Below are 16150 nucleotides of genomic sequence, written 5' to 3' on the forward strand. Positions count from 1 at the left end.
AGTTTTCGCCGTGACCCAGAGCCGCAAATGCCGGGACGTTTGTCCGCCCATCTCCGACGCCTCGAATCCGAGGCCATCCATATCATGCGCGAGGTGGTGGCCGAATTCCGCAAGCCGGTCATGCTGTACTCGATCGGCAAGGACTCCACCGCCATGCTGCACGTGGCGCAGAAGGCGTTTTTCCCCGCCGTGCCGCCCTTCCCGCTGCTCCACGTCGACACGACGTGGAAGTTCAGGGAGATGATCGCGTTCCGCGACGACGCCGCGAAGCGCGCCGGCATGGAGCTCATCGTCCACGTCAACCAGGACGGCGTGCGCCGCGGAATCTCCCCGGTGGCCTCGGGCTCCTCCGTCCACACCCAGGTGATGAAGACGGAAGGGCTGCGACAGGCGCTCGACCAGCACGGGTTCGACGCGGCCTTCGGCGGCGCGCGGCGCGACGAGGAGAAGAGCCGCGCCAAGGAGCGCGTCTTCTCCCACCGCTCCGAAGCCCATGCCTGGGACCCGCGCAACCAGCGCCCGGAGCTTTGGCACCTCTACAACACGCGCATCCGCCAGGGCGAAAGCATGCGGGTGTTCCCCCTGTCGAACTGGACCGAGTTCGACGTCTGGGACTACATCCAGGCCGAGGACATCCCGGTCGTGCCGCTGTACTTCGCCAAGGAGCGGCCGGTGGTGCGGCGGGACGGCGCCCTCATCATGGTGGACGACGAGCGCCTGCCGCTGAAGTCCGGCGAGACTCCCGAGATGCGCCGCGTGCGCTTCCGCACGCTGGGCTGCTACCCGCTGACCGGCGCGGTGGATTCCGACGCCGACACGCTCGACGCCGTGCTGGCCGAGATGCGCGATTCCACCACCTCCGAGCGGCAGGGACGCCTCATCGATTCGGACGAGGCGGGCTCCATGGAAAAGAAGAAGCGGGAAGGGTACTTCTGATGTCCGGCGACGCGAACCACTTCGCCCTCCCCACCCTGCGCTTCCTCACCTGCGGCTCCGTCGACGACGGCAAGTCGACGCTGATCGGTCGGCTGCTCTACGAGCAGAAGTCGATCTTCGACGACCAGATGTCGGCGCTCGAACGCGATTCGAAGAAGCACGGCACGGTCGGCGACGACATCGACTTCGCGCTGCTGGTCGACGGCCTCGAGGCCGAGCGCGAGCAGGGCATCACCATCGACGTCGCGTACCGCTACTTTTCCACGAAGAAGCGCGCCTTCGTGGTGGCCGACACGCCCGGCCACGAGCAGTTCACCCGCAACATGGCGACCGGCGCGTCCAACGCCGACCTCGCCATCCTGCTGGTCGATGCGCGCAAAGGGCTGCTGCCGCAGACGCGCCGCCACGCCTTCATCGTGTCCCTGCTCGGCATCCGCGACGTGGTGCTGGCGGTGAACAAGATCGACCTCGTGGGCCACGATCCCCACGTGTTCTCGTCCATCGTGAAGGACTTCGAAACCTTCGCGGAGCGGCTGAACTTCCGCTCCGTCACGCCGATCCCGGTGTCGGCGCGCTACGGCGACAACCTTAGCGAGCCGTCGCAGGCCATGCCCTGGTACACGGGGCCGACGCTGGTGGGCTTCCTCGAAACGGTGGAGGTGCGCGACCGCCGCGCCGACGGGCCGTTCCGCCTGCCGGTGCAGTGGGTGAACCGCCCCAACCTCGACTTCCGCGGCTATGCCGGCACGGTTGCGGGCGGGCGCGTGTCGCCCGGGGACGAGGTGGCGGTGTCGGCGTCGGGCCGCACCACGCGGGTCCTGCGCGTGATCGCGTCGGGCCACGACGTCGAAGCGGCCGAGGCCGGCGACGCCGTGACGCTGACGCTCGCCGACGAGATCGACATCGCCCGCGGCGACCTCCTGGCCGACCCGAAGGCGCGGCCGCCGGTGGCGGACCAGTTCGCCGCCCACGTGATCTGGATGAGCGAGGAGCGCCTGCTGCCCGGCCGCTCCTACCTGATGAAGATCGCCGAAAAGCTCGTGCCCGTGACGGTGACGGACCTGAAGCACCGCATCGACATCAATTCGCTGGAGCACAATGCCGCGAAGACGCTGGGGCTGAACGAGATCGGCTTCTGCAACTTCGCCACCTCGGCGCCGATCGCCTTCGACCCCTACGGCAAGAACCGCGACACGGGCGCGTTCATCCTCATCGACCGCGCCACCAACGCCACGGCGGCGGCCGGCCTCGTCGACTTCGCGCTGCGCCGCGCCACCAACATCCACCTCCAGGACCTCGCCGTCACCAAGGCGGCGCGCGCCGCGCTGAAGCACCAGAAGCCGGCCATCCTGTGGTTCACGGGCCTGTCGGGCGCCGGCAAGTCGACGGTGGCCAACGTCGTGGAGACCAAGCTCCACGCGCGCGGCGTCCACACCGTGATGCTCGACGGCGACAACGTGCGCCACGGGCTGAACAAGGACCTCGGCTTCACCGACGCCGACCGCGTCGAGAACATCCGCCGCGTCGGCGAGGTGGCGAAGCTGATGGTGGAAGCCGGCACGGTGGCGCTGTGCTCCTTCATCTCGCCCTTCGCGGCGGAGCGGCGGATGGTGCGCGAGCTGGTGGAGCCGGGCGAGTTCGTCGAAGTCTTCGTCGACGCCCCGATCGAAAGCTGCATCGCGCGCGACCCCAAGGGCCTCTACAAGCGGGCGCTGGCGGGCGAGATCCGCAACTTCACCGGCATCGACCAGCCCTACGAGCGGCCGGAGCACGCCGAGGTGGTGCTGGCCGCCGGGGAAGCCACCCCCGAAGCCCTGGCCGACCAGGTCATCGCGGCCCTGGAAGAGCGCGGCATCATCCAGCGGTTCTGACCGCCCTGCCCGGTCCGGTTCGCCCCGGACCGGGCCGACGCGATGGCGCCAGCCCGGCCCTTCACCATTTGTCCGACGAAGCCGGGACGAGCGGCAATCTTCGTTTGACAGAGCAGCCATGCGTCCCCCTAATGCGGCCATCCGAGCGGTGAACACGCCGCCGGTTCGACGGATTCGGCCGCGCTGCCGCTCGCGACGAGCGGGCTGCACGGTCCGCGAAAGGGAGTGGAACGTGATCAATAGACGGACGTTTGCCGGCATGGCGCTCGGCGCGATGGCCCTGTCCTCGACCGCCCTGACCCCGGCCTACGCCGCCAAGGGGGACCTCATCGGCGTCGCCATGCCGACCAAGTCGTCGGCCCGGTGGATCGACGACGGCAACAACATGGTCAAGCAGCTCCAGGACAAGGGCTACAAGGTCGACCTGCAGTACGCCGACGACGACATCCCGAACCAGCTCGCCCAGATCGAGAACATGGTCACGAAGGGCGCCAAGGTGCTCGTGGTCGCGTCCATCGACGGCACCACGCTGACCGACGTGCTGCAGAAGGCGCACGACGCCGGCGTCAAGGTCATCGCCTACGACCGCCTCATCCGCAATTCGCCCAACGTCGACTATTACGCCACCTTCGACAACTTCAAGGTGGGCGTCCTCCAGGGGCAGAGCCTGGTCGACGCGCTCGACCTGAAGGACGGCAAGGGTCCGCTCAACATCGAGCTGTTCGGCGGCTCGCCCGACGACAACAACGCCTACTTCTTCTACGACGGCGCCATGTCGGTGCTGAACCCCTATATCAACTCGAAGAAGCTGGTCATCCAGTCCGGCCAGCAGGGCATGAAGCAGGTGTCCACGCTGCGGTGGGACGCGGCGGTCGCCCAGGCGCGCATGGACAACCTCCTGTCGGCCTACTACACCAACAAGAAGGTGGACGCCGTCCTGTCGCCCTACGACGGCCTGTCGATCGGCATCCTGTCGTCGCTGAAGGGCGTCGGCTACGGTTCCGGCGACATGAAATATCCGGCCGTCTCCGGCCAGGACTGCGAAGTCCAGTCGGTCAAGTCCATCATCGCCGGCGAGCAGTACTCGTCCATCTACAAGGACACGCGCGAGCTCGCCAAGGTCGTGGTGTCGATGGTGGACGCGCTGGAGAACGGCTCGAAGCCGGAGATCAACGACTCCAAGACCTACGACAACGGCAAGAAGGTCGTCCCCTCCTACCTCCTGAATCCGGTCCTCGTCACCAAGGCGAACTGGAAGCAGGTGCTGGTGGACGGTGGCTACTACACCCTGAAGCAGCTCGGCCAGTAGGACCGGGTCATCAGCCCGCCCGGGACGCCCGGGCGGGCCCTTCCATCGCGATGCCGCGGCGATCCGCCCGGGCCTGCGCCCGCGCATCGCCAGCGTGACGATTGCGCGAACGCGCGCGATCTGGTGAACTCAGCCGCAACAGCGCCCAGGGTGCGGGTCGACCCCGTGCGAGCGGACCAATAAAGGGACCGAATGAGCCCGATCCTTGAAATGCGGGGGATCACGAAGACGTTTCCGGGCGTCAAGGCGCTGGACAACGTCAATCTGGTCGTCAACCCCGGCGAGATCCACGCCATCTGCGGCGAGAACGGCGCCGGCAAGTCGACCCTGATGAAGGTCCTGTCCGGCGTCTACCCGCACGGCACCTACACGGGCGACATCCTCTACGAGGGCAAGACGGTGTCGTTCCGCGACATCTCCGAATCCGAGCACCTCGGCATCATCATCATCCACCAGGAGCTGGCGCTGGTGCCCCTCCTGTCGATCGCCGAGAACATGTTCCTCGGCAACGAGACGTCCCGCTTCGGCGTGATCGACTGGGACCGCGCCTTCGCCCGCACCCGCGAGCTCCTCGCCCTGGTCGGCCTGCAAGAGAACCCCGAAACGCTGATCACCAACATCGGCATCGGCAAGCAGCAGCTCGTCGAGATCGCCAAGGCGCTGGCCAAGAAGGTCAAGCTGCTCATCCTCGACGAACCGACGGCGTCTTTGAACGAGAGCGACAGCCAGAAGCTGCTGAACCTCCTGCTCGACTTCAAGAAGCAGGGCATGGCGTCCATCATCATCTCGCACAAGCTGAACGAGATTTCCAAGGTCGCCGACCAGATCACCATTATCAGGGACGGCACTTCGGTCGAAACGCTCGACTGCCGGACGGATGCCATCTCGGAAGACCGCATCATCAAGGGGATGGTGGGCCGCGACATGGAGAGCCGCTACCCGCCGCGCACGCCGAAGGTCGGCGAGCCGCTGCTGGACGTGCGGAACTGGAACGCCTACCACCACCTTCATGCCGACCGCGCCGTGTGCCGCAACATCAACCTCACGGTGCGCCGCGGCGAGATCGTCGGCGTGGCGGGACTGATGGGCGCCGGCCGGACGGAGCTCGCCATGAGCCTCTTCGGCCGGTCCTACGGCCAGAACATCTCCGGCGAGGTGACCATGAACGGCGCGCCGGTGGACGTGTCGACGATCACCAAGGCGATCCGCGCCGGCATCGCCTACGTGACCGAGGACCGCAAGCAGCTCGGCCTCGTGCTGGACGAAAGCATCACCAAGAACACCACGCTGGCGAACCTGCCGAGCGTGTCCTCCGCCATGGTGATCGATTCCGACAAGGAGTTCCGGGTCGCCACCGACTACCGCAGCAAGCTGAACATCCGCTCCTTCGGCGTCGAGCAGCAGGCGGTGAACCTCAGCGGCGGCAACCAGCAGAAGGTCGTGCTCAGCAAGTGGCTGTTCACGAAGCCCGAGGTGCTGATCCTCGACGAGCCGACGCGCGGCATCGACGTCGGCGCGAAATACGAGATCTACACGATCATCAACGCGCTGGCCGACGAGGGCAAGGGGGTGCTGATGATCTCCTCCGAGATGCCCGAGCTGCTCGGCATGTGCGACCGGATCTACGTGATGAACGAGGGCCGCTTCGTCGGCGAGTTCCCGGGGCGCGAGGCGACCCAGGAGATCATCATGCGCGCCATCATGCGATCGAAGGAACTCCACTGATGAGCTCTGTCAACGCCCCCGGCGGGCTCGACCCCGTCACCGTCGCGCATCCGAAGCCGGGCGCGCTGCCGCCCGCCAAGACCGGCACCGGCTCGGGCCTGCGGCAGATGCTCGCCAAGGGCAACTTCCGCGACTACGGGCTGCTGATCGCCCTCGTGGCTATCATGCTGTTCTTCGAATACGCGACCGGCGGCGTGCTGTTCCAGCCGCTGAACCTGACCAACCTGATCCTGCAGAACTCCTACGTCGTCGTGATGGCGCTGGGCATGCTGCTGATCATCGTGGCGGGTCACATCGACCTGTCGGTCGGCTCCATCGTGGGCTTCGTCGGCGCGCTGGCGGCGGTGCTGATGGTGAACTACCAGGTCGAATACATCACGGCGACGCTGCTCTGCCTCGTGGTCGGCGGCATCGTGGGCGCCAGCCAGGGCTATTTCGTCGCCTATTTCGGCATCCCGAGCTTCATCGTCACGCTGGCGGGCATGCTGGTGTTCCGCGGCCTGACGCTGTCGATCCTGAACGGCTCCTCGGTCGGGCCCTTCCCGGACGTGTTCCAGCTCCTCGCCAAGGGCTTCTTCCCGAACTTCGCCGGCCCCTACACGTCGCTGGTCATCGCGCTCGTCATCTGCGCCATCTTCATCGGGACGAGCCTGCGCCGCCGCGCGGTGCAGCAGCGCCACGGCGCCCTGGCGGAAAGCATGGCCGCCTTCGCCCTGCGCAACGGCCTCCTCGCCGTGGTGCTGCTGGCCTTCGCGTGGTCGATGGGCCAGTACCGCGGCCTGCCCAACGTTCTCATCATCATGACGGTGCTGATCCTGCTCTACCGGTTCGTCACCAACAAGACGACGGTCGGGCGGCGGATCTACGCGCTCGGCGGCAACATCAAGGCCGCGCGCCTGTCCGGCATCAAGACCGAGCGCCTGACCTTCCTCACCTTCGTCAACATGGGCGTCCTCGCCGGTCTCGCCGGCATGATCTTCGCCGCCCGGCTCAACACCGCCACGCCGAAGGGGGGCCTCGGCTTCGAGCTCGACGTCATCGCGGCCTGCTTCATCGGCGGCGCTTCGGCGTCGGGCGGCGTCGGCAAGGTCACGGGCGTGGTGATCGGCGCCTTCATCATCGGCGTGATGAACAACGGCATGTCGATCATCGGCATCGGCATCGACTACCAGCAGGTCATCAAGGGCCTTGTGCTGCTCGGCGCCGTCTGCCTCGACGTGTACAACAAGAAGGCCTCGGCCTGATCCGGCCGGCACGCCGACTCCATCGCGCCGGGGAGACCGTCCCCGGCGCAGGAGGGCGGAAACGGGCGGCAGATGCGCAGTCCCCCGAACGGCCGCAACGGCACATCGGCGTCGTGCGCGTCTCGACGTAGCCTGCGCGGCGAATCGAGCGCCGCCCCCGCCTGCGGATCTCATCCATACGGGCGCCCCAAGAGGCCATCGCCCTCGACGCGGGAAATCCTAAGATCGGACGCATCAGGGATGCTGCCCGGGATCCTCGCACGATCGCCGAAGTGTCAGGCGGCAGCGACGCCGCGGCGGTCCGCTGCGTGGGCCCGACGATAGCGCACCACGGTGCGGCAGGTCGGGCGTCAGAGCCCTGCCCCGCGCCCTAGACGGGCGACCACGGCAGCGCGAGCATCGAGGTCCACCCCTGTCCCGAACGGCCCCGACGAGCCGATCAGGCGCGGCGGATGAGCCTGACTGCGAAGAACCCATCCAGGCCGGCCATCGGGGGGTCCAGCCGCGCGAGGTGGCACGGCAGTGTCCTCAGCTCGCCCTGGGCGTTGATGCTGTCGGGAAGGCTGCCGATCTCCTCGGCGAGGATGGGAGAGCGCACGAGGTCGGGGTTGCGGCGCAGCAGGGCCGCGATCTGCGCTTCCCCCTCCTCCGGCTCGATCGAGCAGGTGCAGTACACGAGGCGTCCGCCCGGGCGCAGCAGCGATGCCGCGCGGTCGAGCATGCGCGACTGCAGCGCCGACAGCGTCGTGATGTCGGACGCGCGCTTGGTCCAACCGACGTCGGGGTGGCGCCGCATCGTGCCCGTCGCCGTGCAGGGGGCGTCGAGCAGCACCGCGTCGAAGGGCTGGGCCGTGTAGGACGTCGCGTCGGCGACCTCGGTTTCCGCGGTGAAGCCCAGGCGTTCCAGGTTGGCGGCGAAGCGCTTCAGCCGCTCGGCCGAGCGGTCGACAGCCGTGACCGTGGCGCCCGTTAGGCAGAGCTGGGCGGTCTTGCCGCCCGGCGCGGCGCACAGGTCCGCCACGCGCTCGCCGGATTCGGCCTTGAGCAGGCGCGCCGGCAGCGCCGCCGCCGCGTCCTGGACCCACCACTCGCCTTCGGCATAGCCCGGCATGTCCCTCACGGGCACATGGCCGCGCAGGCGCACGGAGCCGGTCGCGAGCACGTCCCCGTCGAGCCGCTCGGCCCATCCCGCCGCATCGGACTTGACCGACACGTCGAGGGACACCTCGGCGCGATGGGCCGCCGCGATCGCCGCCGCGGTCTCGTCGCCGTAGGTCTTGCGCCAGCGGGTGGCGAGCCAGGTCGGCGTGTCGACGAAGGGATCGTCGCTCTCGTGCTCATCGCGCTGGCGGGCAACGTTGCGCGCCACCGCGTTGGCGAGCGCGGCGAAACCCTGGCTGGCGGGGTCGAGCCTCACCGCCTGGACGCAGGCGTTGACCGCCGCATGGTCGGGCACGTCGAGGAACAGGATCTGCGCCGCCGTGACGATGAGGATCCACTCGAGCTGCACGCTCTTCTTGGGCAGCCCTTTGTCCAGCAGCTTGCCGAGGAAGCGCCGCAGCGTTCCCAGCCTCCGCAGCGAGACGACCACGATGGAACGCGCCAGGGCGCGGTCTCGATCCTCGAGCGGCTGCGTGAAGCGGGGGTGCTGCGCCGCCGAGGTCAGCGCCTCGTCGAGGCCGCGACCGTTCATCACCACGTCGCTCAGCGCCGCCGCCGCGGCGAGACGGCAGGCCAGGCCTGGCGGCAGTTCGACGGGCGGGGGGGCGACCTTCATGCCGGGCTTGGAACGATGGGGGCGGCCCGGAGGCTGTGTCTGCGCCATGGTTCAGGCCGGGATCGGGGTTGAAGGCGAGGATGGGGCCGCGACGGACCCGAACACGAACGGCATTGATGGCCTTCCAACCAACTCGCTCCGCCGCATGGCCGGACGGCGCAAGGCGACCTACATGAAGGGCGAGCGGAGCGACGCTCCCGGATCAAGCCGGGTGCCAGACAAAGGTGGTGGAAGCGTGATCGACGACGAACATCGGACAAATTCGGCCGAACCGGCCAGCGTCCCGCAGGCCGGAGCGGCCGAACGCGCGCTGGAGGAGGCGGAACAGCGGCGTGCCGCCCGCAAGCGCGCCGACCAGGCCCGCCCCCGCGAGATCAACGGTCGCCAGGGTCCCGAGCCGGTGCGCTACGGCGATTGGGAGAACAAGGGCATCGCCTGCGACTTCTGACGCCGCAGCCGCGCCCCCCCGCGATGGGGGGCGCGGCCGGGGATCACACGTCGCGCGTGCCCGTCCCGAAGGAGTCGCCCGCCTTGCCGACGACGGTCTTCAGGTTGTCCGCCGCGGAATGGCGGACGTTGTCGATCGCTTCGCCGGCCGCGGCGCGCATCTCGTCCACCTCGTGGCGCGCCGCGTCGGTGGCCTGGTCCCGAAGGCGGTGCGCCGTCGAGCCCATGAGGTTGTCCTCGGTTTCGGTCATCGGCAGGGCGGCGCCGATCGCCGCGCCGATGGCGAGCCCGATCGCCCCCAGCACCAGCGGCTGTTCCTCGAACAGCGTCGACAGCTTCGACTTCACCTCGCCGCGGTCCGACGGGAGGTAGCGTGACATGGACTGCATGGCTTCACCCGCTTGCGAGGACGTGGACTGGTAGGCGTCGGCCGCCTGACGGCGCAGCGCGGCACCCCGGGTCGACAGACCCTCGACGAGGTCGTCGCGCGCCTCGGCCAGGGTGGACGCCGCGGACCCGCCCCGGCCCGGCGCCGGCTGGAAGCTCGACGGGTTGCGCAGCATGGGCGGGCGCGACGCGAGGACCCGAGGGGTCTGGCTCGGCCGCGGCGAGGCGCCGCCGAATGCCTCGGAGCCCGACGGACCCGTGTCGCCGCGCTTGGAGAAGAAGCGCATGATCAGCGCCGAACCGGCGGCGATCAGCACCGACGGGATCGGGTATTGCTTGGCGACGCCGACGAGGTTGTCGGCCACGCTGGCGGCGCCGATGCGCGCGTTGGAGACGACCTCCTCCATCACGTTCTGGGGCTGCAGGTTGGTGCGCAGCTGTTCCAGGGTGGAGGCGAGGTTCGCGCGGGTGTCCTCCGCCTCGTGGGCGACCTCGCTGGACGATTGCCGACCGTTGCCGCCGCTCATTTCACCTGCTCCTTCACGATGGTGGCGTCCTTGCCGAGCTGGTCCATGGACTGCTTGGGCATGAGGTTGTCGGCCGACAGACGGTTCAGCGCCACGTAGAGCGCGATGGCGCCGACCGCCACGAAAAACCCGCCCACGGCGAGGAAGGCGCCCCAGGTGGGCAGGCCCAGCGCCACCACGACGTAGACGACGCCGAACAGCACCAGCAGCAGCCCGACCAGCAGAAGCACCGCCGCGGCGAGCAGCACCACCACGGCCTTGATGGCCAGGGAGATCTTCTCCGAGATCTCCGTCCGCACGAGGCGGATCTCGGTCTCGAACAGCACCGTCATCTGCGACAGCGCGTCGGCGAAGAGGGATGGCGTCGAGGGACGCCCGGGGGATTCGAAACTCATGGTCCCGCTCCTTCCCCGGCTCAAACGGAGCGGTCGCCGTACAGCGCCGCCTCGTCGACCATGGGAACGTCGCTCTTGAAGAAGCGCGCGACGAGGAAGCCGGCCACGACCGCCCCGCCGAAGAACGCCACGGGCTGCCGGCGACCGAAGTCGGCGAGCGTGGCCAGCACGTCGCCGAGGTCGCGCGAGCGGACGTCGTCGGCGATGCGGTCGACGTTGTCGGCCGCGCTGCGGACGAGGCGGCCGAGCTGCGGGTTCGTCTTATCGAGGTCGCCGGCGGCGGAATGGGCCGCCTTGGCGACGCCGGCGATCTTGTCGGCGCCGGCCGTCTTCTGCTGGTCGACGATCTCGTTCAGCCGCGCCCGGGCCTGCTCGGCGATCGAGGCCGCGGCGCCCTTGGCCTCGTCGGCGGCCTGCGACGCCTGCTTGCGGAAGGCCGAAGCGGCTTCCCCGGCGGCTTCCGTCGCCGGCTGGGCGGAACGGTCGTTCGGGCCGGCGCCCCCGCGTGACGCGGCTTCGCGGCGGAGGTCCTGGAAGCGATGGTTCAGGTCGTCCCGGGCGCGGGCCGCATCGGCGCCGAAGCTCGACGTGGGATCGGTGTCAAAGGGGTCTGCCATCGCGTCCTCCAGCCAGCGGGGCCGGGGACGCTCCGCGCGCCGCCTCCCGCCCTCTATCGGCGAGCCAACGTGGCCACACGCTCGCGGTTCCGGCGACGCGCCAGAGGCTTGAGGAAAACCGGGTGCCGCCGTCCGGCGCGTCGGCGCGGAGGGCGACAGCTGCCGCTGCCCGGCTTCACGGCATGACGACGACCGGCGTTCCGACGTCCACGCGCTCGTACAGGTCGACGATGTCCCGGTTGAACATGCGGATGCAGCCGAAGGAGGCGGCGGTCCCGATGGAGTCGGGCCTGTTCGTGCCGTGGATGGCATATTCGCCGCCCGACAGCGTCAGCGCGCGCATCCCCATCGGGTTGCGGGAGGAGCCGCCGGGGATGTAGTCGGGCAGCCAGGGCTCGGCGCGCTTGACCTCGGCCGGGGGCGCCCAGGCCGGGTTGCGGTACTTGCCGTCCACCACGGCCGTGCCACGCCACTGCTTGCCGAACCGCCCGACCGCCACCGGATAGCTGATGGCGCCGCCGTCCTCGCCGATGAGGAACAGCCGGCGCTGTGCCTGGCTGACCACGATGGTGCCCGGCGCATAGCCGGTCGGCCCCGCCGGCACGGCGGCCCGCGCCGGCGCCACCGCGGTGCACAGCACCAGGGCCGCCGCCACGACGATGCAGGACGCCAGCAGGATGTGGATGACGACGGGCCCGCGGCGGCCCGTGGGCCGGCTGTCGAACCCCGCGCGATGCGTGAATTCCATGTCGAACGCTCCCCTGCCGCTTTCGGCCGGCCTTGGGCGCAAAATGGCACTCCGGGCCTACGGCCCCGTTACGGCGTCACCCATCGCGGGACGGACCTGACGAGACGGTGAACGATTCAGCGAAATGGTCCGAAATCCGGCCTGGGGCCGCCGGCCCCGGCTCAAGCCGTGGTTTCCTTGGACTTCACCAGCGTGCAGCCCGAGATGGCCCAGCGCCCGTCGACCTTCTCCATGGCGTAGACGGCGGTCCACACCACGCCGTCCGCATCCACCACGGTGACGTGCTGGATCGTGCCGCCCTCGGCCGTGACGGTCGGCTCGAAGTGGGTCGAGCGGGGGTGGACCAGCGGCGCATAGCTCTGCTTGACCATGCCGTAGAACGCCGACGCGTCCGGGAACATGGCCTTGATGCCGGGCGAGGCGAAGCTTTCCGCCTCGGCGGCATCGCCTCGACCGAAGGCCGCGATCTGGGACGCGATGGTCGACTGGATCGCGGGATCGGCTTCCGCCTCGGCGGCACGCGACGGCGCGGAGACGGCGGAAACTGCGGCGAGCAGCAGGGCGGGGGCGAGAAGGCGGCGCATGGCACACTCCGGTCTGACCCCACGAACTTAACGCGCGTGCGCCCCGCGGCGAGAGGGCCGACGGCCGGTTGTAGCGCGATCGCCCCGCGTCGCGTCATCGCGGGAGCCGCCTGGAGCCTTGACCTGTTCGAGGCGACGCTTTACCCGATGATTTCCCGCTCGCGGGAGCGCGTAGCTCAGTCGGTAGAGCGCCTGACTTTTAATCAGGATGTCCCGGGTTCGAGCCCCGGCGCGCTCACCAAGCGGAAACAAGCACTTAGGCGCTGTTGCGGCGGGTGAATGCTTCCCAGAAATGCTCATCGGGAAGCACATGGGAAGCGGCAGCGTGCCGCAGCTTCCCAGGCAATCGACGAACACGGCACGGGACGGGTTGCCGACGCCTTCACTGCTTGAGGCCAGCTTGAGCCTGCTCCGCGGCTATCGGCGGTGGCGGCCTCTCACGAGGCGAGCAGCGCACGCTCGAGGCGCAGGAGAATGCCGTCAGCCGGCAGATCCACTTCGACGGGAGCTACTGATCGGCCTTTCGCTCCGCTACGCGCTCGCGATCCCCGCGCTTCATCGCCTCCCGGCGGCGTTCCAGCATCGCCTCGAAGACGGCGGCCGTCTCGGCTGGGTCGAACGGCACCTCCAGTCCCGCGAGGTCGCGCGCGAGGGCGTTGATCCAGGTGGGCGCCTGATTGGGACGAAGAACCGCGGCGGTCAGGAGCATCCGCAAGGCTGCGTTGGCCACGTCGTCCCGCGCTGGGCGCCTCCTCGCCTTGTTCTTGGCGCGGTGCCTCGCTTGGTCCGCACGCTGCCTCTCCAGATGAGCCCTGTGCTTGAGTGCCGCCTTGGCATCTGACTTTGTCGCCATCGCACGGCCCTCCTTTCTCGGCCGTGCTGCTCATCATTGGCCAATCGTAGCAAGCCGCCAGTTCGATCTCAGCGGCGAGGTCGCACCCCGCGTCGCACCCCCGCGACCTCACCGGGTGAGCTGTCGGGGTTGGCTCCGGGCCGGGGCTAGGCGTTTGGGGTGAGCTCACCCGGTGAGTGAACCCGAGGCGACTCGTCTGATTCCGTATGCGACGAAGGTCGTACATACCGAGTAGGTAATGGGGGACGTGCCTCCCCCGCTTCACACCCGATCTCGGGGTGCCGAATTTTAATCGGTCACTTCTCGGCTTCAAGTGCTTGGTCACGACGTGGGTGCCGTGACCAGCAGCCCCACGACGGCCGACCACGCCAGAGCCGCGGGCTCCTGCGACGGCAAGCCAGCGGCGTGGGACTGCACGATGCCGACGAGGTCCGTCGCGTCGTCGCCCATCTCGACGAGGCTTCGAGCAGCAACGCGTGCAGCGGCCCGGGCGCCTGCGACGGTGCCGGGGCGCACGTCTCGGACCGCATCCCGGATCGAGACCTGCACCCGGTACAGCGCCGAGCAGCACTCCCGCAGGGGCAGAACGCCGGCGGCCTCGACCGCGGCTTGGTGCTCGCGCCCCCACGCGTTGACGGCTTCAACGATGCGCCGCCGACGGCGCCACGCTTGGGACCCGATCCTCAGGGTGAGGCGTCCGAGATCCCAGCACGATTGCGGGTCCGTCCACCCCTCGAACGCTTTCTCGTCCGGCAGGAAGCCGAACAGGGCGCCGTCGATGACGTTCATCTGTGCGGCCTGCGCCGGCGTCACGATGCGGCGCGTGTCCTCCGCCTCCAAGAGGAGCTTGATGAGCGAGTCGGCGGCGTCCGACACGGCGTCGTGCAGCCGCGCCGCTGCCAGCAGCCACGGGTCGGGCGCCGCCGGCGACGCGGGCCCGTCGCGCAGGCCGAGCAGCCCTCGCATCATGGCACCGTTCACGCGCGCGGCGAGCAGCGCCAAGCGGAGGCCCGCGATGACGTCCACCGGCGCGAGCTGCGCGGAGGCCATGCGCAGGTCGAAGTGCGCCGAGCCGAGGGCGGCGGCGCTGCACCGCCGCAGGTGTTCCAGGTTCTCAGGCATGCCCGACCTCCACGAGGCCTTGCAGCCGAACCACGTCGCGCGCCATGTCGAAGCCGAGGGCGTCGACAAGCTCCGTCGGCAGCAACGCGACACCAACCGACGCCCGCGCGGCCCGCGCCTTCGCCAACGCGCCGTGGGGCGTGACGGCCGGCAAGGCCACGATCGCGCGCACCACGGCCTCGGCCCGCGCCGTGCAGTTCGCGAGACGCTCGTCGTCTTCGGGCTGCCCGCCCACGAAGGCATAGCTCGCTTCCCCGCCCAGCTCTTCCATGAGGTCGGCCAGCGCCGCCAGAGCCCTGTCCTGTGCCGGCATGTCGGCGCCGGCCCCGTCGTTCATCGCGTCCATGGTGTTCTCCCCCGGCTCGCGCCGGACTCGGGTGTGGTGACTGTGGGTTCGGGAGGGAGCCGCCCTCACGGCGCGGGCAGCGCGAGGGCGAGCAGGCGATGCCGCAGAATGGCGAGGGCGGAGGCGCGGCGGGTCACGGCGCTGTCCTCCGGCCCCGGACGCGCCGCAAATCGGTGGCGATGTCGGCCTGCACGGCCGCATAGACCCGGAGAGCAGCGTCGCGCCGTCCTGCCACTGCAAGGCGCCGGGCGTGCCGGAGCCGGAGGTCCACTCCCCAGGAGAAGGCGAGCGCCGGGGCGACCGCGAGCGTGATGGACGGCGCCCACCAGACGGCGGCGATGGTTCGGAGCGCGGCGTCACGCATCGGAGGACGAGCCTCGACCGTGCATGCCGGCCACCTCCGCTTCGAGCCCAGCGATCTGCCGCTCCAACTCGGTCAGCAATCGCCGGATCTCGCCGACCCGCTGCGCCAAGCTGGACGACCCCGTCGCGGTGACGGCCGCCTCGTACTTCCGCCACGCCGTGAACCGCCCTCGCAGGTCATCGACCGCCGCGGCCGACCACCCACCACCCCGACCGTACCAGGCTTCCCGGACGCGCCAGCTCTCCGCCGGGTAGCCGAGGTGCCGCGCCGCCTGCCGGACCTGCGCGGCGACCGTCTTCCCCGCCACGCCGCCGGCGGCTTGGTGCACGAGGTCCCGCAGCTCCGCCGCGACGGCCTCGGGCGAGCTTCCACCGGCCGTGGTGCGGTCACCACCAACTGTGGCCCGTTTCAGCCGCTGGTCCTGCGATGCTGCGGACATCAGCAGCGGGAGGGCGGCATGGCGGACGACGACACAGTGAAGGGCGACGAGATCACGGACGGGTCCGACTGGACCTATCGGCTGATGAGCCTGGAGCGGATCCAGGCCGACGAGCCCGAGGACGACGGCGAGGACATCTTCACCGCCACGTTCCAGGTCGACGGGCCGAACGCCAACGCCGAGGTCGAGATCATCGTGTCGGACTATGTGGACGAGGCGAACGTGGTCTCCATCGCGCTGCACACGCTGCATGTCTCGATGCGGGAATGGGCCCGCGCCACGGAGAACCGGCGCATCGCGGCGCGGGACGTGGACGAGTTGGCAGGCGACTGACTGCCGGCCGCGCCCCTCCGACGTCGCCCGATAGATCAAGGGCGTTGCCGCTTCGCTCGTCACACGGCGCGCACGCTCCGGGTGGACGGAGATGAAGGAGGACGGCCCTTGAGCGCGGTGCAGATC

The 16150-nt window shown here is 69.4% G+C and carries 18 protein-coding genes and 1 tRNA gene; 8 read left to right on the plus strand and 11 right to left on the minus strand.

Going from position 1 to position 16150, the window contains the following annotated elements; genetic code table 11:
• The first annotated feature begins 27 nt into the window (after positions 1-27).
• The 5 genes from cysD to mmsB all read left to right on the plus strand — a co-directional run bounded on the left by cysD (position 28) and on the right by mmsB (position 7085).
• Positions 28-936, plus strand: a complete 909-nt coding sequence (cysD, locus tag D3273_RS21680; protein ID WP_129228980.1) for a sulfate adenylyltransferase subunit CysD — start codon at positions 28-30, stop codon at positions 934-936.
• On the plus strand, positions 936-2807 hold the full coding sequence (cysN, locus tag D3273_RS21685; RefSeq protein WP_129228981.1) for a sulfate adenylyltransferase subunit CysN: 1872 nt from the start codon (positions 936-938) through the stop codon (positions 2805-2807). The genes cysD and cysN overlap by 1 nt, the downstream gene beginning before the upstream one ends.
• 259 nt (positions 2808-3066) lie before the next feature.
• Entirely contained in the window at positions 3067-4116 is a 1050-nt protein-coding gene (chvE, locus tag D3273_RS21690) for a multiple monosaccharide ABC transporter substrate-binding protein (protein ID WP_129229002.1), read from the plus strand.
• A 210-nt stretch (positions 4117-4326) separates the two neighbouring features.
• The gene (gene mmsA / locus D3273_RS21695) at positions 4327-5841 is read left to right on the plus strand and encodes a multiple monosaccharide ABC transporter ATP-binding protein (protein ID WP_165359608.1); all 1515 of its coding nucleotides are present in this window, start codon (positions 4327-4329) and stop codon (positions 5839-5841) included.
• Positions 5842-5948: 107 nt separating this feature from the next.
• On the plus strand, positions 5949-7085 hold the full coding sequence (mmsB, locus tag D3273_RS21700) for a multiple monosaccharide ABC transporter permease (protein WP_245501325.1): 1137 nt from the start codon (positions 5949-5951) through the stop codon (positions 7083-7085).
• Positions 7086-7524: 439 nt separating this feature from the next.
• Here the strand turns inward: mmsB and D3273_RS21705 are convergent, their stop codons facing one another.
• Entirely contained in the window at positions 7525-8862 is a 1338-nt protein-coding gene (locus tag D3273_RS21705) for an RsmB/NOP family class I SAM-dependent RNA methyltransferase (RefSeq protein ID WP_129228984.1), read from the minus strand.
• 46 nt (positions 8863-8908) lie between these two features.
• Between D3273_RS21705 and D3273_RS30010 the strand changes: the two genes are divergently transcribed.
• The gene (locus D3273_RS30010; RefSeq protein ID WP_428977796.1) at positions 8909-9310 is read left to right on the plus strand and encodes a DUF1674 domain-containing protein; all 402 of its coding nucleotides are present in this window, start codon (positions 8909-8911) and stop codon (positions 9308-9310) included.
• 43 nt (positions 9311-9353) lie between these two features.
• On the opposite strand, the gene D3273_RS21715 is transcribed toward D3273_RS30010, so the two are convergent.
• The 5 genes from D3273_RS21715 to D3273_RS21735 all read right to left on the minus strand — a co-directional run bounded on the left by D3273_RS21715 (position 9354) and on the right by D3273_RS21735 (position 12567).
• On the minus strand, positions 9354-10223 hold the full coding sequence (locus D3273_RS21715) for a DUF3618 domain-containing protein (protein WP_129228985.1): 870 nt from the start codon (positions 10221-10223) through the stop codon (positions 9354-9356).
• Positions 10220-10618, minus strand: coding sequence for a phage holin family protein (locus D3273_RS21720; protein WP_129228986.1), 399 nt, complete (start codon positions 10616-10618; stop codon positions 10220-10222). The genes D3273_RS21715 and D3273_RS21720 overlap by 4 nt, the downstream gene beginning before the upstream one ends.
• Before the next feature lie 20 nt (positions 10619-10638).
• Positions 10639-11235: a hypothetical protein gene (locus tag D3273_RS21725; protein ID WP_129228987.1), complete on the minus strand. Its 597-nt coding sequence runs from the start codon at positions 11233-11235 to the stop codon at positions 10639-10641.
• A gap of 175 nt (positions 11236-11410) precedes the next feature.
• On the minus strand, positions 11411-11983 hold the full coding sequence (locus D3273_RS21730) for a L,D-transpeptidase (RefSeq protein WP_129228988.1): 573 nt from the start codon (positions 11981-11983) through the stop codon (positions 11411-11413).
• 161 nt (positions 11984-12144) lie between these two features.
• On the minus strand, positions 12145-12567 hold the full coding sequence (locus D3273_RS21735) for a DUF4864 domain-containing protein (protein WP_129228989.1): 423 nt from the start codon (positions 12565-12567) through the stop codon (positions 12145-12147).
• Positions 12568-12732: 165 nt separating this feature from the next.
• On the opposite strand from D3273_RS21735, the gene D3273_RS21740 reads away from it, so the two are divergent.
• Positions 12733-12808 (plus strand) — tRNA-Lys (locus D3273_RS21740).
• A gap of 267 nt (positions 12809-13075) precedes the next feature.
• Here D3273_RS21740 and D3273_RS21745 read toward each other — a convergent pair.
• The 5 genes from D3273_RS21745 to D3273_RS21765 all read right to left on the minus strand — a co-directional run bounded on the left by D3273_RS21745 (position 13076) and on the right by D3273_RS21765 (position 15691).
• The gene (locus D3273_RS21745) at positions 13076-13297 is read right to left on the minus strand and encodes a hypothetical protein (RefSeq protein ID WP_129228990.1); all 222 of its coding nucleotides are present in this window, start codon (positions 13295-13297) and stop codon (positions 13076-13078) included.
• A gap of 444 nt (positions 13298-13741) precedes the next feature.
• A complete protein-coding gene (locus D3273_RS21750; RefSeq protein WP_129228991.1) occupies positions 13742-14542 on the minus strand; it encodes a hypothetical protein in 801 nt (266 codons plus the stop codon).
• Positions 14535-14888 (minus strand): hypothetical protein, encoded by a 354-nt coding sequence (locus D3273_RS21755; RefSeq protein WP_129228992.1) that lies wholly within the window; start codon positions 14886-14888, stop codon positions 14535-14537. The genes D3273_RS21750 and D3273_RS21755 overlap by 8 nt, the downstream gene beginning before the upstream one ends.
• A 133-nt stretch (positions 14889-15021) precedes the next feature.
• The gene (locus tag D3273_RS21760; protein WP_129228993.1) at positions 15022-15252 is read right to left on the minus strand and encodes a hypothetical protein; all 231 of its coding nucleotides are present in this window, start codon (positions 15250-15252) and stop codon (positions 15022-15024) included.
• A complete protein-coding gene (locus D3273_RS21765) occupies positions 15245-15691 on the minus strand; it encodes a hypothetical protein (RefSeq protein ID WP_129228994.1) in 447 nt (148 codons plus the stop codon). Before D3273_RS21765 ends, D3273_RS21760 begins: the two co-directional genes overlap by 8 nt.
• An 18-nt stretch (positions 15692-15709) precedes the next feature.
• Here D3273_RS21765 and D3273_RS21770 point away from each other — a divergent pair, with 18 nt between their 5' ends.
• On the plus strand, positions 15710-16024 hold the full coding sequence (locus D3273_RS21770; RefSeq protein ID WP_129228995.1) for a hypothetical protein: 315 nt from the start codon (positions 15710-15712) through the stop codon (positions 16022-16024).
• The last annotated feature ends 126 nt before the right edge of the window (positions 16025-16150 follow it).

Origin of the sequence: Lichenibacterium minor, assembly GCF_004137685.1 — a bacterium.
In the GTDB taxonomy this organism is placed as follows: domain Bacteria; phylum Pseudomonadota; class Alphaproteobacteria; order Rhizobiales; family Beijerinckiaceae; genus Lichenihabitans; species Lichenihabitans minor.